The organism is Pseudomonas sp. SDO5271_S396 (assembly GCF_054071795.1).
Genome location: NZ_JBSVWB010000066.1, coordinates 1 through 21,507, shown reverse-complemented (window position 1 = coordinate 21,507; position 21,507 = coordinate 1). Strand labels below are relative to the sequence as shown.

17 protein-coding genes are annotated in these 21,507 nt (G+C 62.0%); all 17 read left to right on the top strand.

Going from position 1 to position 21,507, the window contains the following annotated elements; genetic code table 11:
* The first annotated feature begins 74 nt into the window (after window positions 1-74).
* The 17 genes from ACW9IN_RS27750 to ACW9IN_RS27670 all read left to right on the top strand — a co-directional run bounded on the left by ACW9IN_RS27750 (window position 75) and on the right by ACW9IN_RS27670 (window position 21,429).
* Window positions 75-1,520: a purine-cytosine permease family protein gene (locus tag ACW9IN_RS27750; RefSeq protein ID WP_457368863.1), complete on the top strand. Its 1,446-nt coding sequence runs from the start codon at window positions 75-77 to the stop codon at window positions 1,518-1,520.
* 69 nt (window positions 1,521-1,589) lie between these two features.
* Window positions 1,590-2,555: an ABC transporter substrate-binding protein gene (locus ACW9IN_RS27745; protein ID WP_457368862.1), complete on the top strand. Its 966-nt coding sequence runs from the start codon at window positions 1,590-1,592 to the stop codon at window positions 2,553-2,555.
* Between the two features lie 71 nt (window positions 2,556-2,626).
* Window positions 2,627-3,478, top strand: a complete 852-nt coding sequence (locus ACW9IN_RS27740; protein ID WP_010213842.1) for an ABC transporter permease — start codon at window positions 2,627-2,629, stop codon at window positions 3,476-3,478.
* On the top strand, window positions 3,475-4,299 hold the full coding sequence (locus ACW9IN_RS27735; RefSeq protein ID WP_457368861.1) for a quaternary amine ABC transporter ATP-binding protein: 825 nt from the start codon (window positions 3,475-3,477) through the stop codon (window positions 4,297-4,299). Before ACW9IN_RS27740 ends, ACW9IN_RS27735 begins: the two co-directional genes overlap by 4 nt.
* A 121-nt stretch (window positions 4,300-4,420) precedes the next feature.
* Window positions 4,421-5,944: an HAL/PAL/TAL family ammonia-lyase gene (locus tag ACW9IN_RS27730; protein WP_457368860.1), complete on the top strand. Its 1,524-nt coding sequence runs from the start codon at window positions 4,421-4,423 to the stop codon at window positions 5,942-5,944.
* Between the two features lie 114 nt (window positions 5,945-6,058).
* Entirely contained in the window at window positions 6,059-7,597 is a 1,539-nt protein-coding gene (gene hutH, locus ACW9IN_RS27725) for a histidine ammonia-lyase (RefSeq protein ID WP_457368859.1), read from the top strand.
* 160 nt (window positions 7,598-7,757) lie between these two features.
* A complete protein-coding gene (locus tag ACW9IN_RS27720) occupies window positions 7,758-9,167 on the top strand; it encodes an amino acid permease (protein ID WP_457368858.1) in 1,410 nt (469 codons plus the stop codon).
* Between the two features lie 15 nt (window positions 9,168-9,182).
* Window positions 9,183-10,388 (top strand): imidazolonepropionase, encoded by a 1,206-nt coding sequence (hutI, locus tag ACW9IN_RS27715; RefSeq protein WP_457368857.1) that lies wholly within the window; start codon window positions 9,183-9,185, stop codon window positions 10,386-10,388.
* An 11-nt stretch (window positions 10,389-10,399) separates the two neighbouring features.
* Window positions 10,400-11,200 (top strand): N-formylglutamate deformylase, encoded by an 801-nt coding sequence (hutG, locus tag ACW9IN_RS27710; protein WP_457368856.1) that lies wholly within the window; start codon window positions 10,400-10,402, stop codon window positions 11,198-11,200.
* A gap of 182 nt (window positions 11,201-11,382) precedes the next feature.
* Window positions 11,383-12,318, top strand: a complete 936-nt coding sequence (locus ACW9IN_RS27705) for a choline ABC transporter substrate-binding protein (RefSeq protein WP_457368855.1) — start codon at window positions 11,383-11,385, stop codon at window positions 12,316-12,318.
* A gap of 91 nt (window positions 12,319-12,409) precedes the next feature.
* Window positions 12,410-13,339 (top strand): alpha/beta hydrolase, encoded by a 930-nt coding sequence (locus ACW9IN_RS27700; RefSeq protein WP_457368854.1) that lies wholly within the window; start codon window positions 12,410-12,412, stop codon window positions 13,337-13,339.
* A gap of 103 nt (window positions 13,340-13,442) precedes the next feature.
* Entirely contained in the window at window positions 13,443-14,414 is a 972-nt protein-coding gene (gene pip, locus ACW9IN_RS27695) for a prolyl aminopeptidase (RefSeq protein ID WP_457368853.1), read from the top strand.
* Window positions 14,411-14,848: a D-aminoacyl-tRNA deacylase gene (gene dtd / locus ACW9IN_RS27690; protein WP_457368852.1), complete on the top strand. Its 438-nt coding sequence runs from the start codon at window positions 14,411-14,413 to the stop codon at window positions 14,846-14,848. The genes pip and dtd overlap by 4 nt, the downstream gene beginning before the upstream one ends.
* Window positions 14,849-15,115: 267 nt before the next feature.
* Window positions 15,116-16,861, top strand: a complete 1,746-nt coding sequence (locus ACW9IN_RS27685; RefSeq protein ID WP_457368851.1) for a glucan biosynthesis protein G — start codon at window positions 15,116-15,118, stop codon at window positions 16,859-16,861.
* A complete protein-coding gene (gene mdoH, locus ACW9IN_RS27680; protein WP_457368850.1) occupies window positions 16,854-19,424 on the top strand; it encodes a glucans biosynthesis glucosyltransferase MdoH in 2,571 nt (856 codons plus the stop codon). Before ACW9IN_RS27685 ends, mdoH begins: the two co-directional genes overlap by 8 nt.
* Before the next feature lie 186 nt (window positions 19,425-19,610).
* Window positions 19,611-20,420 carry a transporter substrate-binding domain-containing protein gene (locus ACW9IN_RS27675; protein WP_457368849.1) on the top strand — a complete coding sequence of 270 codons (810 nt, stop codon included), beginning with the start codon at window positions 19,611-19,613 and terminating at the stop codon, window positions 20,418-20,420.
* A gap of 211 nt (window positions 20,421-20,631) precedes the next feature.
* Window positions 20,632-21,429, top strand: a complete 798-nt coding sequence (locus tag ACW9IN_RS27670) for a transporter substrate-binding domain-containing protein (protein WP_026137058.1) — start codon at window positions 20,632-20,634, stop codon at window positions 21,427-21,429.
* Window positions 21,430-21,507 lie beyond the last annotated feature (78 nt).

The following is a 21,507-nucleotide window of genomic DNA, read 5'->3' as shown; positions in this document are numbered from 1 at the left end:
CAGCATCGCAGGCGAGCCAGCTCCCACAGAAGAGCAATTTGTACGCACAACAATCCATCAGAGGTTGAACAGACATGGCTGCAAACGGCACCACCCCGTTGATCGAAAGGCGTTCGATCGACTACATCCCGGAAGCGGAAAGACACGGTCGTCTGTTTAGCCAGTTCACCCTGTGGATGGGTGCCAACCTGCAGATCACCGCGATTGTCACCGGGGCTTTGGCCGTGGTGCTGGGCGGTGATGTGTTCTGGTCGTTGATCGGTCTGCTGATCGGTCAACTGATCGGCGGCGGAGTCATGGCGTTGCATGCGGCGCAGGGGCCCAAACTGGGCTTGCCGCAGATGATCTCCAGCCGCGTGCAGTTCGGTGTGTATGGCGCGGCCATACCCATCGTGCTGGTGTGCCTGATGTACCTGGGTTTCACCGCCACCGGTACGGTACTGTCCGGGCAGGCGCTGGGCCAGTTGTTCGGGGTCAGCGACAGTGTCGGCATCCTGATCTTCGCCAGCGTCATCGTGTTCGTCACGGTGCTCGGTTACCGGGTGATCCACTTCATCGGGCGTGTTGCGAGCATTCTGGGCGTGATCGCCTTTGTTTACCTGTTCAGCCGCCTGATGGGCCAGACCGACGTGGGTGCGCTCTTGCAGATTCGCCACTTCAGCTGGAGCAGCTTCCTGCTGGCGGTGTCGCTCGCGGCCTCCTGGCAGATCGCCTTCGGCCCTTACGTGGCGGACTATTCACGTTATCTGCCGAGCAAGACGTCTTCGGTGAAAACCTTTCTGGCCGCCGGCGCCGGTTCGGTGGTGGGAGCGCAAGTGGCGATGATCCTCGGCGTGTTTGCCGCGGCCATGTCCAATGGGCAATTCGCCGGTCACGAAGTGGCCTACATCGTGGGCTTGAGCGGGACGGGGGCCACCGCTGCGCTGCTGTACTTCAGCATCGCCTTCGGCAAGGTCACCATCTCAACGCTGAACTCCTACGGCAGCTTCATGTGCATCGCGACTATCATCAGCGGCTTTCGTGGCCACCTGACGGTCACGCGTCTGCAACGTCTGGTGTTCGTGCTGGTCATCGTCGGCGCGGCCACTCTGATCGCGCTGCTTGGCCAGCATTCGTTCCTGGGTGCGTTCAAGTCTTTCATCCTGTTCCTGCTGGCGTTCTTCACGCCCTGGAGCGCGATCAACCTGGTGGACTACTACTGCATCACCCGCGAGCGCTATGACGTACCGGCACTGGCGGACCCGAACGGTCGCTACGGGCGTTGGAACCTGCTGGGTATCAGCGTTTACGTGTTCGGCGTGCTGGTGCAATTGCCGTTCATCTCCACCAAGTTCTACACCGGCCCCTTGGTGGCCGCCCTGGGCGACGTGGATATTTCCTGGATCATCGGTCTGGTGCTGCCTGCGGCGCTGTACTACGTGTGTGCGAAGAAATGGCACGGCACGGTGCCCGATCAACTGATCCTGCCGGTAGAGCAGGGCGCTATACCAAAAGCAAACGGGCTGGCTGCACAAGCCTGATGGGACGTGGACAGGGCAGGATGCCTACTGACTGCCGTAATCCATTTCAAGATTGGGAGCGTCACAACAATGAAAATGAATAAGACCCTGTTGGCCACACTGTTTTCCGCAGGCTTGCTGGCCAATGCTGGCGCCCAGGCGGCTGGCTGGTGCGAGTCCGGCAAACCGGTGAAATTCGCCGGCCTGAACTGGGAAAGCGGCATGTTGCTCACCGACATCCTGCAAACCGTGCTGGAAAAAGGCTACGACTGCAAAACCGACAGCCTGCCGGGCAACTCCATCACCATGGAAAACGCCCTGAGCAGCAACGACATCCAGATCTTCGCCGAGGAGTGGGTAGGCCGCAGCGAAGTCTGGAACAAGGCCGAGAAGGCCGGCAAAGTCGTCGGCGTCGGCGCCCCGGTAGTGGGTGCCATCGAAGGCTGGTACGTGCCGCGTTATGTGATCGAAGGCGATGCCAAGCGCAAGCTGGAACCCAAGGCCCCGGACCTGAAAAACATCGCCGACCTGGCCAAGTACGCCTCGGTGTTCAAGGACCAGGAAGAACCGTCCAAGGGCCGTTTCTACAACTGCCCGGCCGGCTGGACCTGCGAGCTGGACAACAGCGAAATGCTGAAAAGCTACGGCCTGGAAAGTTCCTACACCAACTTCCGTCCGGGCACCGGCCCGGCGCTGGATGCGGCGGTGCTGTCGAGCTACAAGCGCGGCGAGCCGATCCTGTTCTACTACTGGTCGCCTACGCCACTGATGGGCCAGGTCGATCTGGTGAAACTGGAAGAAAAACCCGGCGTGGATAAAAGCGTGACCATCAAGGTCGGCCTGTCCAAAACCTTCCACGAACAGGCACCGGAGCTGGTGGCCGTGCTGGAAAAGGTCAACCTGCCGATCGATCTGTTGAACCAGAACCTGGGCCGCATGGCCAAAGAGCGAATTGAGTCGCCAAAACTGGCGAAAATTTTCCTCAAGGAACATCCTGAGGTCTGGCACGCCTGGGTGAGCGACGACGCAGCCAAGAAAATCGACGCGGCCTTGTAGGTCAAGCGTGCCCGGCTACCCTGAGGGGCAGCCGGGCGCCTGGCCACAACCCACTGGATCGAGAGCACGATATGTTTCCTGAGAGTTTTACGTTTTCCATTGCCGACTGGGTCAACGGTTGGGTGGATTCACTGGTCACCAACTATGGGGATGTGTTCCGGCACATCTCCGACACCCTGCTGTGGGCCATCGTCAACCTGGAAGGGTTGCTGCGCGCAGCGCCCTGGTGGCTGATGTTGGCCATTGTCGGCGGTGTGGCATGGCACGCCACCCGCAAGGTGGTGACCACGGCGGTCATCGTCGGTTTGCTGTTCCTGGTGGGCGCGGTCGGCCTGTGGGACAAACTGATGCAGACCCTGGCCTTGATGATGGTCGCCACGGTGATCTCGGTGCTGATCGGCGTGCCGTTGGGCATTCTGTCCGCCCGCAGCAATCGCCTGCGTTCGGTACTGATGCCGCTGCTCGACATCATGCAGACCATGCCGAGCTTCGTGTACCTGATCCCGGTGTTGATGTTGTTCGGCCTGGGCAAGGTTCCGGCGATTTTTGCCACGGTGATCTACGCGGCACCGCCGCTGATTCGCCTGACCGACCTCGGCATCCGCCAGGTGGACGGCGAAGTCATGGAAGCCATCAACGCCTTCGGTGCCAACCGCTGGCAGCAACTGTTCGGCGTACAACTGCCGCTGGCACTGCCCAGCATCATGGCCGGTATCAACCAGACCACCATGATGGCGCTGTCGATGGTGGTGATCGCCTCGATGATCGGCGCCCGTGGCCTGGGTGAAGACGTACTCGTCGGCATCCAGACGCTCAACGTCGGTCGTGGCCTCGAAGCGGGGCTGGCGATCGTGATTCTCGCAGTGGTCATCGACCGCATTACCCAGGCCTATGGTCGTCCACGGCATGAGGCGAGCAAATGACTACTGTCAGCAAAATCGAAGTCAAAAACGTCTTCAAGATCTTCGGCGCCCGTTCCAGCGACGCGCTGGCCCTGGTCGGCCAGGGCAAGACCAAGGACCAGGTGCTGGCCGAGACCGGTTGCGTGGTCGGCGTGAACGACCTGTCCCTGAGCATCGGCACCGGCGAGATCTTCGTGATCATGGGGCTGTCGGGTTCCGGCAAGTCGACCCTGGTGCGTCACTTCAACCGCCTGATCGACCCTACCAGCGGCGCGATCCTGGTGGACGGCGAAGACATCCTGCAACTGGACATGGACGCCCTGCGTCAATTCCGTCGGCACAAGATCAGCATGGTATTCCAGAGCTTCGGCCTGCTGCCCCACAAGAGCGTGCTCGACAACGTCGCCTACGGCCTGAAAGTGCGCGGCGAAACCAAGCAGGTCTGCGCCGAGCGCGCCCTGCACTGGATCGAAACCGTGGGCCTCAAGGGCTACGAAAACAAATACCCGCACCAGCTTTCCGGCGGCATGCGTCAACGTGTCGGCCTGGCCCGTGCATTGGCTGCCGACACCGACATCATCCTGATGGACGAGGCGTTCAGCGCCCTCGACCCGCTGATCCGCGCCGAAATGCAGGACCAGTTGCTGGAGCTGCAAAAGACCCTGCACAAGACCATCGTGTTCATCACCCACGACCTCGACGAGGCCGTGCGCATCGGCAACCGCATTGCGATCCTCAAGGACGGCAAGCTGATCCAGGTCGGCACCCCTCGGGAGATCCTGCATTCGCCGGCGGATGAGTACGTGGACCGGTTCGTTCAGCGGCGTGCGGCGGTGGTCTGAAAGACGTCATCGCAGGCAAGCCAGCTCCCACATTTGAAGTGTGTGAACCCGATCGAATGTGGGAGCTGGCTTGCCTGCGATAGGGCCGGTAAGGCTGTAAAGAATTCAAGAAGGTATGAAGATGCCCCAGGCAACAAAAATCACCATCGCGGACACGCCATTGCGCTGGCAGGACGTGGTCGCCGTCGCCCGTCACGGCGCTGTCCTGGAACTCTCGGGTCAGGCCTGGGCGCGCATCGACAACGCCCAGGCGATTGTGCAGCGCATCGTCACCAGCGGTGAGCGCGCCTATGGCGTGAACACCGGCCTGGGCGCGCTGTGCAATGTGTCGCTCAAGGACGAGCAACTCAGCCAGCTGTCGCGCAACACCCTGTTGAGCCACGCCTGTGGCGTGGGCCCGGTGCTCAGCGACGAGCAGACCCGCGCGATCATCTGTGCGGCGATCATCAATTACAGCCACGGCAAGTCCGGCCTGCATCCGCAGGTGGTGCATTCGCTGCTGGCGCTGCTCAACCACGGCATCACGCCGCAAGTGCCGTCCCAGGGGTCGGTAGGTTACCTGACCCACATGGCCCATGTCGGCGTGGCGTTGTTGGGGGTGGGCAATGTGAGTTACCGGGGCCAGATCGTTGCGGCTCAGGAAGCGTTGAGCGCGGAAGGCCTGCAACCGGTCGTCCTCGGCGCCAAGGACGGCCTGTGCCTGGTCAACGGTACGCCGTGCATGACCGGCCTGAGTTGCCTGGCCCTGGCGGACGCCCATCACCTGTTGCAGTGGGCCGATGTTATCGGCGCCATGAGTTTCGAGGCCCAGCGCGGCCAGATCGACGCCTTCGACGAAGCCATCATCGCCCTCAAGCCACACCCGGGCATGCAACACGTGGGCATCAACCTGCGTGCCTTGCTCGACGGCAGTGAAGTGGTCGCCAGCAGCAAGGGCATCCGTACCCAGGACGCCTTGAGCATCCGCTCGATTCCGCAGATCCACGGCGCGGCGCGCGACCAGGTGGAACACGCCACGCGCCAGATCGAGACCGAACTCAACGGCGCCACCGACAACCCGCTGCTGCTGGGTACGCCGGACAACTACCGCGTGATGTCCCAGGCCAACCCGCACGGGCAGTCCGTGGCGTTGGCGGCGGATATGCTGGCAATCGCCATGGCCGAAATCGGCTCCGTCGCCGAGCGTCGCCTGGACCGTTTGATCAACCCGCACGTCAGCGGCTTGCCGGCGTTCCTGGTGAGCAACCCCGGGGTCAACTCCGGGATGATGATCGTGCAATACGTCGCCGCGTCCCTGTGCGGGCAGAACCGCCAGCTGGCGCAACCGGCGGTGCTCGACAATTTCGTCACCTCGGGCCTGCAGGAAGACCATCTGAGCATGGGCACCAATGCCGCGCTCAAGCTGCACCAGGTGTTGGCCAACGTGACCCAGATCCTCGCCATCGAGTATTTGCTGGCGTCCCAGGCGTTCGAGTTTTTGAAGGACCAGCGTTTCGGCGCCGGTACCGACCGCGCCTGGCGTGCGTTGCGTGAAGTGGTGCCGGCCTACGAACAGGACCGCTGGCTGGCGCCGGACATCGCCACCGCCGCCGTCTTGCTCAAGGACACCGAGTTGCTGCACCGCACCTTGCCGAACCTGCACTGACGTTTTTCCAACAATAACCAGCGTGCCAAGCCGAACGTCACTCTAAAAGAGGGCCACGGCGGATAACGGAAGCATCCGGAGCGACTGGTAGTTAACAACACTCTCAAAAGGAGCATGAATGTGACTGCGCTAAACCTGATTCCAGGCCAACTGAGCCTTGCCCAACTGCGGGCCATCTACCAGCAGCCGGTAACCCTCAGTCTGGATGACAGCGCCACGGCGCAGATCGACGCCAGTGTCGCCTGCGTGGAGCAGATTCTCGCTGAGAACCGCACCGCCTACGGCATCAACACCGGTTTCGGTCTGCTGGCCTCGACCCGCATCGCCAGCGAAGACCTGGAAAACCTCCAGCGTTCTCTGGTGCTGTCCCACGCCGCCGGCGTGGGTGAACCCATCAGCGATGCGCTGGTGCGGCTGGTCATGGTGCTCAAGGTCAACAGCCTGAGCCGTGGGTTCTCGGGCATCCGTCGTCAGGTGATCGACGCGCTGATCGCCCTGATCAACGCCGAGGTATACCCGCACATTCCGCTCAAGGGCTCGGTCGGTGCCTCCGGTGACCTGGCGCCGCTGGCCCATATGTCTCTGGTGTTGCTGGGCGAAGGCAAGGCACGCCACAAGGGCGAATGGCTGGAGGCCACCGACGCGCTGAAAGTCGCCGGCCTCGCGCCGTTGACCCTGGCGGCGAAGGAAGGTCTGGCCCTGCTCAACGGCACCCAGGTGTCCACCGCGTTTGCCTTGCGTGGCCTGTTCGAAGGCGAAGACCTGTTCGCCGGTGCCCTGGTCAGCGGCGGCCTCACGGTGGAAGCGGTGCTGGGCTCGCGCTCGCCGTTCGATGCGCGCATTCATGCCGCTCGTGGCCAACGCGGGCAGATCGACTCGGCGGCGGCCTACCGTGACCTGCTGGGCGAAAGCAGCCAGGTGTCGCAGTCGCACCAGAACTGCGACAAGGTGCAAGATCCATATTCCCTGCGTTGCCAGCCACAAGTCATGGGCGCCTGCCTGGCCCAGTTCCGCCAGGCTTCCGAAGTGTTGGTAGTAGAAGCCAACGCCGTATCCGATAACCCGCTGGTGTTCGCCGCCGAAGGTGACGTGATCTCCGGTGGCAACTTCCACGCCGAGCCGGTGGCCATGGCCGCTGACAACATCGCGCTGGCCATCGCCGAAATCGGCTCGCTGAGCGAGCGTCGCATCTCGCTGATGATGGACAAGCACATGTCGCAACTGCCGCCGTTCCTGGTGGGCAATGGTGGCGTGAACTCCGGCTTCATGATCGCCCAGGTGACCGCCGCCGCGCTCGCCAGCGAAAACAAGGCGCTGGCCCATCCCCATAGCGTTGACAGCCTGCCGACGTCGGCCAACCAGGAAGACCACGTATCGATGGCTCCGGCTGCGGGCAAGCGCTTGTGGGAAATGGCTGAGAACACCCGAGGGATTCTGGCGGTGGAATGGCTGGCCGCGTGCCAGGGCCTGGACCTGCGTGACGGCCTGAAAACCTCGCCTGCGCTTGAAAAGGCGCGCGGGATCCTGCGCGACAAAGTGGCGTTCTACGAGAAAGACCGCTTCTTCGCGCCGGACATCAACGCCGCCAGCGAACTGCTCGCCAGCCGCTGCCTGAATGAGCTGGTGCCGGCCAGGTTGCTGCCGAGCCTCTAAGGCTGACGCAGATCCAGGTGGGAGCTGGCTTGCCTGCGATAGCGACCTGTCAGTCAGGAAGTTGGCGACTGACACACCGACATCGCAGGCAAGCCAGCTCCCACAGTTGAGCGTTCGCAGCGCAAAATTTTCTCAGGATAAAAATAATTAGGGACGAGAAATGCACCAGCAAGAAAAGGGTTTGAAACGCGGGCTAAGCGCCCGACATATTCGCTTCATGGCACTCGGTTCCGCGATCGGCACCGGGCTGTTCTACGGCTCCGCCTCGGCGATCCAGATGGCTGGGCCTGCCGTGCTGCTGGCTTACCTGATCGGTGGCGCCGCCGTGTTCATGGTGATGCGCGCCCTCGGCGAAATGGCGGTGCACAACCCGGTGGCCGGCTCCTTCGGCCAGTACGCCAGCACCTACCTGGGGCCCATGGCCGGTTTTATCCTCGGCTGGACCTACGCGTTTGAAATGATCATCGTCTGCCTCGCCGACGTCACCGCCTTCGGCATCTACATGGGCTTCTGGTTTCCCGAAGTCGCGCGTTGGGTCTGGGTGCTCGGCATCGTGTTTCTGATCGGCGGCCTGAACCTGTGCAACGTCAAAGTGTTTGGCGAAATGGAGTTCTGGCTGTCGTTGCTCAAGGTCGGCGCCATTGTCGCGATGATCCTTGGCGGCCTGGGCATCATGCTGTTTGGCATCCACTCGGCCGGCGAGACCCAGGCCAGTGGCCTCAGCAATCTCTGGGCCCATGGCGGCTTCATGCCCAACGGCATCGGCGGTCTGATCGCCTCGTTCGCGGTGGTGATGTTCGCGTTCGGCGGCATCGAAATCATCGGCATCACCGCCGGTGAAGCCAAGGACCCGCACCGCGTGATCCCCAAGGCGATCAACGCGGTGCCGCTGCGCATCCTGTTGTTCTACGTGCTGACCTTGTTCGTGTTGATGGCTATCTACCCGTGGCCGCAGATTGGCAGCCAAGGCAGCCCGTTCGTGCAGATCTTCAGCAACCTCGGCATCGGCTCGGCGGCGACCATCCTCAATATCGTAGTGATTTCGGCGGCGGTCTCGGCCATCAACAGCGACATCTTCGGCGCCGGCCGCATGATGTACGGCCTGGCTCAACAAGGGCAGGCACCCAAGGGATTTGCGCAGCTGTCGAAACACGGCGTGCCGTGGATGACCGTGGTGGTGATGGGCGCGGCCTTGCTCGGCGGCGTGGTGCTCAACTACCTGATCCCGGAAAACGTGTTCCTGCTGATCGCCTCGATCGCCACCTTCGCCACCGTGTGGGTGTGGCTGATGATTCTGTTCACCCAGGTCGCCATGCGCCGCTCGATGACCAAAGAGCAGGTGGCCGAACTGAAATTCCCGGTGCCGTTCTGGCCCTATGCGCCGGCGGCGGCCATCGTGTTCATGCTGTTTGTGTTTGGTGTGCTGGGTTACTTCCCCGACACCCAGGCCGCCTTGCTGGTCGGCGCCGTATGGATCGTGCTGCTGGTCGTGGCCTACCTGCTGTGGGTCAAGCCTGCGGCAGGGCAAGCGGCCAAGGTCCACTACGACCCGGCTTTGTCTCATCGTTAATCTAGGGAGGCGTTGATGAAAACGCTTTGGCAACACTGCCACGTCGCAACCATGGCCCGGGGCAAATACTCGATCATCGAGGATGCCGCCATGGTCACTGCCGGTTCGCTCATCGAGTGGATCGGTCCGTTGGCTGAACTGCCGAAAGGTGACTATGCGCAGGTTCACGACCTGCAAGGCGCATGGGTCACCCCCGGGCTGATCGACTGCCACACCCACACAGTGTTCGGTGGCAATCGCAGCGGCGAATTCGAGCAACGCCTGGAAGGCGTGAGCTATGCCGAAATCGCGGCCAAGGGCGGCGGTATTGCCAGCACCGTGCGTGCGACCCGAGCGGCCAGCGAAGATGAACTGTTCGCCAGCGCAGAAAAGCGCCTGCGCAGTTTGCTGCGCGACGGCGTCACCACCGTTGAGATCAAGTCCGGCTACGGCCTGGACCTGGCCAACGAACGCAAGATGCTGCGCGTAGCCCGTCGCCTCGGCGAAGCGCTGCCAGTGAGCGTGCGCGCCACGTGCCTGGCGGCCCATGCGCTGCCGCCCGAGTACAAGGACCGCGCTGACGATTACATCGACCATATCTGCGCCGAGATGCTGCCGGCCCTGGCCGCCGAAGGCCTGGTCGACGCGGTGGATGCCTTCTGCGAATACCTGGCGTTTTCCACCGAGCAGGTCGAGCGCGTGTTCAAGGTCGCCCAGCAACTGAAGCTGCCGGTGAAGCTGCATGCCGAACAGCTGTCGTCGCTGCACGGCTCCAGCCTGGCGGCGCGTTACCAGGCGCTGTCGGCGGATCACCTGGAATTCATGACCGAAGACGATGCCATCGCCATGGCCGCCGCCGGCACCGTCGCGGTCCTGCTGCCGGGCGCTTTCTACTTCCTGCGTGAAACCCAGTTGCCGCCGATGGACGCCCTGCGCAAACACGCGGTAAAGATCGCCATCGCCAGCGACCTCAACCCCGGCACGTCGCCGGCGTTGTCAGTGCGGCTGATGTTGAACATGGCCTGCACCCTGTTCCGCATGACCCCGGAAGAAGCCTTGGCTGGCGCCACGACCCATGCGGCGACCGCGTTGGGAATGGGTGATACCCACGGTTCGCTGGAGGTGGGCAAGGTGGCCGACTTTGTCGCCTGGCAGATCGATCGTCCCGCCGACCTGGCCTACTGGCTGGGTGGCGAGCTGGATAAACGCGTCGTGCGCCACGGCGTCGATGTCACCGTCTGAGGAGTGTTGTTGTGGATAAGGTTCTGAACTTCAAACAAGGCCGCGTACCGCTGCTGATCAGCATGCCCCACGCCGGCCTGCGCCTGACGCCGGCGGTCGAAGCCGGGTTGATCCCCGAGGCGCAAAGCCTGCCGGACACCGACTGGCACATCCCCACCCTGTATGACTTTGCCGAGGAGCTGGGCGCCAGCACCCTGGCAGCCGAGTATTCGCGGTTCGTCATCGACCTGAACCGGCCTTCGGACGACAAGCCGCTGTACGTCGGCGCCACCACCGGGCTGTACCCGGCGACGTTGTTCGACGGCGTGCCGCTGTTTCGCGAAGGTCACGTGCCGTCCGAGGAAGAGCGCGCCACGTACCTGCAAAAGGTCTGGGGCCCGTACCACCGCACGTTGCAGGAAGAGCTGGCGCGCCTCAAGGCCGAGTTCGGCTACGCGCTGCTGTTCGATGCACACTCGATCCGCTCGGTGATCCCGCACCTGTTCGAAGGCAAGCTGCCGGACTTCAACCTCGGCACCTTCAATGGCGCCGCATGCGACCCGGAATTGGCCAGCCAGCTGGAAGCCATCTGCGCCCGGCACCCGCAGTACACCCATGTGCTCAATGGGCGCTTCAAGGGCGGCCACATCACCCGGCACTACGGCAACCCGGCGCAGGACATCCACGCCGTGCAGCTGGAGCTGGGCCAGTGCACCTATATGGAAGAGTTCGAGCCGTTCCGTTATCGCCCGGACCTGGCCGAACCGACGCGGGTCGTATTGAAGCAATTGCTGGAAGGGTTGTTGGCCTGGGGGCAGAAGCGTTACGGCTGATATCGCCATCGCAGGCAAGCCAGCTCCCACCTTGGAATGCATTTCAAAATGTGGGAGCTGGCTTGCCTGCGATGAGGCCCTCACGGTCGCCCCAGTGCAACTGCCGGTCGCCACAGGTCGTGTTGATCGCATTCGCGCTGGGTAAGGTTGTCGGATAAAAACAACCGAGTGAGCCCACCACCATGAAAAAACTGTTGTTGACCCTCACCGGTGCCGCGCTGCTCAGCGCCAACGCCATGGCCGCCGAACCGGCCTCCTGTAAAACCGTGCGCATGGGTGTGGTCAGCTGGACCGACGTGATCGCCACGTCGGGCATGGCCGATGTGCTGCTCAATGGCTTGGGCTACGACAGCAAGCAGACCAGCGCCGTGCAGCAAATCATCTTCGCCGGCATTCGTGACAAGCGCCTGGATATCTTCCTCGGTTACTGGAAACCTGCGATGGACAACAACATCGCACCGTTCCTGGCTGCCAGGCAGGTCAAGGTATTCGACCAGCCCAGCCTCGCCGATGCCCAGGCTACCCTGGCCGTGCCGCAATACGTGGCGGATGCGGGCTTGAAAACCTTTGCCGACATCGCGCGCTTCAAGGACAAACTGGGTGGCAAGCTCTATGGCATCGAGCCTGGCAGCGGGGCGAATACCGATATCCAGAAAATGATCGATACCAACCGCTTCGGTCTGGGCGGTTTCAAGCTGGTAGCGTCCGGCGAGGCGGGCATGCTCGCGGCGGTGCAGCGTGCGGTGAATCGCAAGGAGTTCGTGGTGTTCGTCGGTTGGACCCCGCACCCGATGAACATCAACATGAAAATGGCCTACCTCACCGGCAGCGAAGGTGTGTTCGGTCCTGATGAGGGTCGTGCCACGGTGTCCACCGTGACCGCGCCGGACTTCGCCGAGCGTTGCCCCAACGCGAACCGGCTGCTGGAAAACCTCACCTTCACCGCCGCCCAGGAAAGCCAGTTGATGGTGCCGATCATGGAACGCCAGTCACCCCAGGACGTGGCCAAGCAATGGTTGCGTGATCATCCCGAGGATTTGCAGCGTTGGCTGGCGGGCGTTACGGCGTTTGACGGCGGCGATGGGGTCGCGGCGGTTCAGGCCAGCCTGAAACCCTGAGCCGAATACGGTAAGTCAAGCAAAGAGGGGTTATGTGGGAGCAGGCAAGCCAGCTCCCACAAGTGATCTCCATTCTCAGGGATGTTTGTGCATGTACCCGATTTCTCCGCAGCTTGCTGCTTTTGTCACCAAAACCGAATCCTTCACCAGCGACGACTCCTCCCTGGCCGGCCTGCGCCAGAACTACGACCGTATGTGCCGCGCGTTCACCCCGCCGCAACCAGAAGGCTTGCGGGTCGAGGACTTCATCCTGGCCGGTGTGGGCGTGCGCAGTTATCTGCCTACCTCGTCGGCTCCGTCGGGTGGCTGGCCGTGCATCCTTTATATGCACGGCGGCGGTTGGGTGGTCGGTGGCCTGGACTCCCACGACTTCATCTGTTTCGAACTGGCCAGCCGCTTGCAGGTGCTGGTGATTGCCATCGACTATCGGCTGGCGCCCGAGCATCCGTTCCCGGCGGCCTATGAGGATTGCCGGGCAGTGTGGCGTGCGATCCAGGCCGGGGAAGCGCCGCACGCCATCGATCTGCACCACCTGGTGGTGGCGGGCGACAGCGCGGGAGGCAATCTGGCCGCGGCGTTGTGCCTGGGGTTGCGAGACGACGAACAGCCGCTGCCGCGGGCCCAGGTACTGATCTACCCGGGGCTGGGAGGGCCGGCCGACCTGCCGTCACGGCGCGACTGCATGGACGCACCGCTGCTCAGCACCGCCGATACCGATTGTTACCTGGCGCTGTACCTGCAAGGCAGCGCCAGCCCTTCGGCCTATGCCATGCCGTTGTTGGCCACGGATTATCGCGGTTTGCCCAAGGCTTTTATTGCCGTGGCCCAGTTTGACCCGTTGCGTGACGACGGCATGCTCTATGCCGAACGCTTGCAGGCCGCCGGTGTGGCGGCTGTGCGTTATCCCGGCAAGGGGCTGGTTCATGGTTGCCTGCGGGCGCGGGGGCAGGTGGCGGAGGTGGACCTGCTCTATGACTACTTGCTGCAGTTCCTGGGTAGCGAAGGGCTGACAGCGCGCTAAGCGCTCAATGACATGCTCATTGCACGATTCGGGTTTATGATGCCAGACGGCAAAATAACAGACGTCCCCCCAGGGATGAACCCGAACCCCTACGGAGCGCGCAATGCAGACTTGGTACCCGCAGATCAAACCCTACGCCCGGCACGATCTGGCTGTCGATGACACCCATACGCTGTATGTCGACGAAAGTGGCTCTCCCGAAGGCTTGCCCGTCGTATTCATCCATGGTGGCCCTGGTTCCGGTTGCGATGCCCAGAGCCGCTGCTATTTCGACCCGAACCTGTACCGCATCGTCACCTTCGACCAGCGCGGTTGCGGGCGTTCCACGCCACGCGCCAGCCTGGAAAACAACACCACCTGGGACCTGGTGGCCGACCTCGAGCGCATTCGTGAGCATCTGGGCATCGACAAATGGGTGCTGTTCGGCGGTTCCTGGGGCTCGACCCTGGCGCTGGCCTACGCGCAAACCCACCCGGAGCGTGTGCACGGCCTGATCGTGCGCGGCATCTTCCTGGCCCGTCCGCAGGATATTCACTGGTTCTATCAGGAGGGCGCGAGCCGCCTGTTCCCGGACTACTGGCAGGACTACCTCGCGCCGATCCCGCCGGAAGAGCGTCACGACATGATCGCGGCCTACCACAAGCGCCTGACCGGCAACGATCAGATCGCCCAGATGCACGCGGCCAAGGCCTGGTCCGGCTGGGAAGGGCGCATGCTTGGCCTGTGCCCGAGCCCGCAGCATGTGGAGCGCTTTTCCGAGCCGCAGCGCGCGCTGTCCATCGCGCGTATCGAATGCCACTACTTCACCAACAACTCATTCCTGGAACCCAACCAGCTGATCCGCGACATGCACAAGATCGCCCATCTGCCTGGCGTAATCATTCATGGCCGCTACGATATGATCTGCACGCTGGATAACGCCTGGGAATTGCACCAGGCGTGGCCCAACAGCGAGTTGCAGGTGATCCGCGAGGCCGGCCATGCCGCGTCCGAGCCAGGTATCACCGATGCACTGGTGCGTGCGACCGGCCAAATGGCACGGCGCTTGCTCGACCTGCCCCCAGAAGAAGCATGAAGGGGCTGTTGCAACGGGTGCGTGGCGCCCGGGTCGAGGTGGAAGGCGAGGTCGTCGGTGCGATTGACCAGGGGTTGCTGGTGTTGGTGGCCGTCGAACCGTCGGACACCCCGGAGAGTGTCGACAAGTTGCTGCACAAGTTGCTCAACTATCGGGTGTTCAGCGACGGCGAGGGCAAGATGAACCTGTCGTTGAAGGACATCGACGGCGGTTTGTTGCTGGTGTCGCAATTTACCCTGGCGGCGGATACCAAGAGCGGGCTGCGGCCCAGCTTCTCCACCGCGGCCCCGCCGGCCCTGGGAGCGGCGCTTTTCGACCATCTGCTGTTACAAGCGCAACAATTGCATGGCAAGGTGGCGTCAGGGCGTTTTGGCGCCGATATGCAGGTGCATTTGGTCAATGATGGCCCTGTGACCTTCCTCTTGCAGACGTGAATGTATTAAAAACGACTTTTAATGCCTAAAAACGCAGGGTTTCGCTACAAATACTTCGTTGTCCCTGATGCGTTGTTTCGCGGGCTGCTAGATAATCGCGCGCTACGGGGACCAGCGTTGTTTGGTCCATTTTTGACTTAGGTAGAGACTTGTCCGACATCCTATGGGGAATCATTTTGACCCGGGGGAGTCGGAACAATGCTCGCCAACCTGGCATATAGATAGCTGGCCGTTGGTTTTTTGATCTGTTTTCGGCGAGGGTTGCTCGTGATTGTTAGTCCCTGTAATGCACCAAAATTGTCTGCCAAACGGTTACGAAACGCACTGGTGACGGGCTCCGCCCTGTTTTGCCTGTTCGGCGCGAGTCAGCTGTGGGCATTCAGTCTGGACGATGTGTCGGCCAAGGCAAAAGAGCTGGCCGGGCAAAAATACGAAGCTCCGCGCAGCAATTTGCCGAACGAATTTCGCGAAATGAAATTCGCGGACTACCAGAAGATTCGTTTCCGCAACGAAAAAGCCGAGTGGGCCGATCAGAACACCCCCTTCAAGCTGTCCTTCTATCACCAGGGCATGCACTTCGATACGCCGGTGAAAATCAACGAAGTCACCTCCACCAGCGTCAACGAAATCAAGTACGACCCGACCCGTTTCGATTTCGGTGACGTGAAGTTTGATCCCAAGGCCACCGAACAACTGGGTTACGCCGGTTTCCGTGTGCTGTACCCGATCAACAAGGACGACAAGCAAGACGAGATCATGACCATGCTCGGCGCGAGCTACTTCCGCGTCGTGGGCAAGGGTCAGGCCTACGGCTTGTCCGCCCGGGGCATGGCGATCGACACCGCATTGCCGTCCGGCGAAGAATTCCCGCGCTTCACCGAGTTCTGGATCGAGCGCCCGAAACCGGGTGAAAAACAGCTGGTCATCTTTGCCCTGCTGGACTCCCCGCGCGCCACGGGTGCCTATCGCCTGACCCTGCGCCCGGGCAGCGACACCATTGTCGACGTAAAATCCCAGATGTTCCTGCGCGACAAGGTCAGCAAACTGGGCGTTGCCCCGCTGACCAGCATGTACCTGTTCGGCGCCAACCAGCCGTCCAAGGTGCTCAACTACCGTCGTGAACTGCACGATTCCAGCGGTCTGTCGATCCATGCCGGCAATGGCGAGTGGATCTGGCGCCCACTGAACAACCCTAAACACCTGTCGGTCAGCAATTACACCGTAGAGAACCCGAAAGGCTTCGGCCTGCTGCAACGTGGCCGCGACTTCAGCCACTACGAAGACCTGGACGATAACTACGACAAGCGCCCAAGCGCCTGGATCGAGCCGGAAGGCGACTGGGGCAAAGGCACCGTCAACTTGGTGGAAATCCCGACTGCCGATGAAACCAACGACAACATCGTTGCGTTCTGGAGCCCTGCGGAGCTGCCGGAAGTCGGCAAGCCCCTGGATGTTTCCTATCGCCTGCACTGGACCATGGACGAGAAGTCCCTGCACCCCGCCGACAGCGCCTGGGTCAAGCAGACCCTGCGTTCCACCGGCGACGTGAAGCAGTCCAACCTGATCCGCCAGCCTGATGGCAGCGTGGCCTACCTGGTGGACTTTGAGGGCCCGTCCCTCAAGGCCCTGCCGGCGGATGCACCGGTGCGCAGCCAGGTGAGTGTCGGCGACAACGCCGAACTGGTGGAAAACAGCGTGCGTTACAACCCGCACACCAAAGGCTGGCGCCTGACCCTGCGCATGAAGATCAAGGACGCGAGCAAGCCGACCGAAATGCGCGCGGCACTGGTGCAGGACGTTGCTGCCCCGGCACCTGAGCAGGACTCGAGCCACGTGCTCAAGGCGGACAAGGTCTTGGCCAAGCAACACGAGAAACAGGCCAGGAAGGACGCCAAAGAAGCGAAAGACAAGGAAGCCAAGCAGCCAGAAGCTGCCCCAGCCACACCGGAGCCGGCCAAGACAGAGCAAGTCCTGACCGAGACCTGGAGCTATCAGTTGCCTGCCGATGAGTAATTCCCAAGCTACGCCGCAGACTCTGTCCGAGTACCTGGCTCATTTACCGATGACCGCCGAGCAGCGCGCCGAACTGGCGGGCTGCACCTCCTTCACCGAGCTGCATGAGCGTCTGTCGTCCGCGACCTTCGACGCGCCGGTCGACGCCGCTCAGGCGTCGGTGGGCCGCCGCCTCACGCTGAACACGGCCGAGGAGCTGCACGACGCCGAAATGCTCGCCGTCGACGCCAGTGGTCGCGTGTGCCTCAAGGCCACGCCGCCGATCCGTCGTACCCGGGTCGTGCCGGAGCCCTGGCGCACCAATATTCTGGTACGTGCCTGGCGCCGGATCACCGGGCGCAGCAATCCGCCGGCCCCGCCGAAGGATGAGCGCGTACTGCCGGCTGCCCGCTGGCGTACCGTGGGTTCGATCCGCCGCTACATCCTGCTGGTGCTGATGCTCGGCCAGACCATCGTGGCCGGCTGGTACATGAAAGGCATCATGCCGTACCAGGGTTGGTCGCTGGTGGACTTCGACGAAATCCGCAACCAGACTCTGCTGCAAACCGCCACCCAGGTACTGCCCTACGCCCTGCAAACCAGCATCCTGATCATGTTCGGGATTTTGTTCTGCTGGGTTTCGGCCGGTTTCTGGACCGCATTGATGGGCTTCCTGGAACTGCTGACCGGCCACGATAAATACCGGATCTCCGGTAAAAGTGCCGGTGACGAGCCGATTCCGCAGGATGCCCGCACCGCGCTGGTGATGCCGATCTGCAACGAAGACGTGCCCCGGGTATTCGCCGGCTTGCGCGCGACCTTCGAGTCGGTGGCCGCCACGGGTGACCTGGACCGCTTCGACTTCTTCGTGCTCAGTGACAGTAACGAAGCCGACATCTGCATCGCCGAGCAGCAAGCCTGGCTCGATGTGTGCCGCGAAGCCGGTGGTTTCGGCAAGATCTTCTATCGCCGTCGTCGCCGTCGCGTAAAACGCAAGAGCGGCAACCTCGACGACTTCTGCCGTCGCTGGGGCGGTGATTACAAGTACATGGTGGTGCTCGACGCCGACAGCGTGATGAGCGGCGAATGCCTGACCAGCCTGGTACGCCTGATGGAAGCTACGCCGGATGCCGGGATCATCCAGACCGCGCCGCGTGCGTCGGGCATGGACACCCTGTATGCGCGCATGCAGCAGTTCGCCACCCGCGTATACGGCCCGCTGTTCACCGCCGGCCTGCACTTCTGGCAGTTGGGTGAATCCCACTACTGGGGCCACAACGCGATCATCCGCATGAAGCCGTTCATCGAGCACTGCGCCCTGGCGCCGTTGCCGGGCAAAGGCGCGTTCGCCGGTTCCATCCTGTCCCACGACTTCGTCGAAGCCGCGCTGATGCGCCGTGCCGGCTGGGGCGTGTGGATCGCCTACGACTTGCCGGGCAGCTATGAAGAACTGCCGCCGAACCTGCTGGACGAACTCAAGCGTGACCGTCGCTGGTGTCACGGCAACCTGATGAACTTCCGCCTGTTCCTGGTAAAAGGCATGCACCCGGTGCACCGCGCGGTGTTCCTTACCGGTGTGATGTCTTACCTGTCGGCGCCGTTGTGGTTCCTGTTCCTGGTGCTATCCACGGCGCTGCTGGCGGTGAACACGTTGATGGAGCCGCAATACTTCATGGCGCCACGCCAGCTGTACCCGCTGTGGCCGCAATGGCATCCGGACAAGGCGGTGGCACTGTTCTCCACCACCATCGTGCTGCTGTTCCTGCCCAAACTGCTGAGCATCATCCTGATCTGGGCAAAGGGCGCGAAAGAGTTCGGTGGCAAGTTCAAGGTGACCTTGTCGATGCTGCTGGAGATGCTGTTCTCCATGCTGCTGGCGCCGGTACGGATGATCTTCCACACCCGTTTCGTGCTGGCCGCGTTCCTCGGCTGGGCGGCGACCTGGAATTCGCCGCAGCGTGACGACGACTCCACCCCCTGGAGCGAGGCGGTCAAGCGCCACGGTCCGCAAACCGTGCTGGGTTTCCTGTGGGCGCTGCTGGTGGTGTGGTTGAACCCGAGCTTCCTGTGGTGGCTGGTGCCTATCGTGGGTTCGCTGATGCTGTCGATCCCGGTGTCGGTGATTTCCAGCCGCGTCGGGCTGGGCCTCAAGTCCCGCGATGAGAGCCTTTTCCTGATCCCCGAGGAATACAATCCGCCGCAGGCGCTGTTGTCCACCGACAAGTACACCCACGAAAACCGCTGGCACGCGTTGAACGATGGCTTCGTGCGCTCGGTGGTCGACCCGCAGCAGAGCGCCCTGGCCTGTGCCCTGGCGACCTCGCGTCACGGTCAGGCCGAGCCGATCGAGTACCTGCGTACCGAACGTGTGCGTCACGCGTTGAAAGTCGGCCCCGCCGGCCTCAACAACGGCGAACGCCTGGCCTTGCTCAGCGACCCGGTGGCCCTGGCCCGTCTGCACGAGCAGGTGTGGGGCGAGGGGCATGCCGAGTGGCTTGCCGCGTGGCGTGATTCGGTGAAAGCCGATCCGCATGCGCCGTTGCTGCCGCTGCAACCGCTGTCGTCCCAGGCTCAACCGGCCTGATTCAGACGCCCCCGAGGGTTCTCCTCGGGGGCGCTTCAAGCGCTGGTCCTACAGCGTTTCCCTCTCCTTCCCTGTTGCGCTAACCCACTGTTATTTCGAAACAAAAGACCTTTGTTCGAAGCGTATTGCCGTGCCCGTGGCTGCGTTAGCATCGCCCCCGAATTGAACGTGGCAACAGGGGGATTCATGATCAAACGCTATGGTGCGGCGCTGCTGATAAGCGTTGTCGCAGTGATTCACATCGGTCTGGTACAGGCGGGCGCAATCGACGACGCTGTCCGGCGCGGCGTGCTGAAAGTCGGCACCACGCCCACTTATGTGCCTTTTGAAATGACTGACCGGCACGGTCGTATCGTGGGTTTTGAAATCGACCTGCTCCAGGCGATGAGCGACGCTTTGGGTATCGAGCTGGAGCTGGTCGCAGTGCCTTACACCGAGCTGTTGCCTGGCTTGCAGGCGAAGCAGTTCGACCTGATTGGCAGCGGCATGACCGTCACCGCCGAACGTAACCTGAAGCTGAATTTCAGCGACTCGTTCATCGTGGTGGGCCAGACCGTGCTGCTGCACCCCAGCCTGGCAGGCAAGGTCACCAGCGTCGAAGACCTCGATGACGCCAGCTATCGCATCGCCGCCAACACGGGCACTACGGGAGAGGCCGCGGCGCGGCGTTTTCTCGGCGCCGCCCGCTTGACCACCTTCGCCACCCCGGATGAAGGGGTCAGGCAGGTGGTGGAAGGCAAGGCCGATGCCTTCATCCATGATGCGCCCTACAACCTGATCGCCATGGTGCGGCCCGAAAACCATGCGCTGCTGCTGTTGGAACAGCCGTTCACCTTCGAGCCCCTGGCGTTTGGCCTGAAAAAAGGCGATTTCGACAGCATCAACTGGATCAACCACTTTCTTAACCAGGTGGCCCAGGATGGCACCTACGATCGGCTGCACGACAAGTGGTTCAAAGACACCGACTGGATGGCTGAAATCGACTCGAAGTCATAACTGCTTACACATCAATCGATTGCGAGCGCGGGGTGCTGAAGTGTCTATCCACGTGGTTTGCTGCACCGTTGTGGGGCTTTTCCGACATACGCTGACAACAATTACCCGTGAAACCTTTGTGACGGCTGGCGAGTGGGTTAGGATCGCACCCCGAAATGGTGCAGCCCTTCTAGCGCGCCAGCCTCACAAGAATCGTTCAGGGGACTTGATGATGAAAAAGTATCTTTCGATGCTGCTGCTCGGCGTTACCGCGCTGGTGGCCGCCAATGCAGCCCAGGCCGGTGCCATCGATGATGCGGTCAAGCGCGGCACGCTGAAAGTCGGCATGGACCCGACCTACATGCCGTTCGAAATGACAGACAAGCGCGGTGAAATCATCGGTTTCGAAGTCGACATCCTCAAAGCCATGGCCAAGTCCATGGGCGTCAAGCTGGAGCTGGTGTCCACCGGCTACGACGGCATCATCCCGGCCTTCCTGACCGGCAAGTTCGACATGATCGGCAGCGGCATGACCCTGACCCAGGAACGCAACCTGCGCCTGAACTTCAGCGAACCCTTCATCGTGGTGGGTCAGACCCTGCTGATTCGCAAGGACCTGGAAGGCACCATCAAGTCCTATAAGGATTTGAACGACGAGAAATACCGCCTCACGTCCAAGCTCGGTACCACCGGTGAGATGGTCGCCAAAAAGCTGATCTCCAAAGCCAAGTACCACGGTTACGACAACGAACAGGAAGGCGTGCTGGACGTGGTCAACGGCAAGGCCGATGCCTTCGTGTATGACGCGCCGTACAACGTGGTGGCCGAGAAGAAAGTCGGCAACGGCAAGCTGGTGTTCCTGGAGGAACCCTTCACCTTCGAGCCTTTGGCGTTCGGTTTGAAGAAGGGCGACTACGACAGCATCAACTTCATCAACAACTTCCTGCACCAGATCCGCAACGACGGCACCTACGATCGCATCCATGACAAGTGGTTCAAGAGCTCCGAGTGGCTCAAGGATATGGAATAAGGCTTTAGACCGAGTCGTGCCCTTCGCGAGCAAGCCCGCTCCCACACTTGACCGAGTTCCAACATGAGAATGCGATCA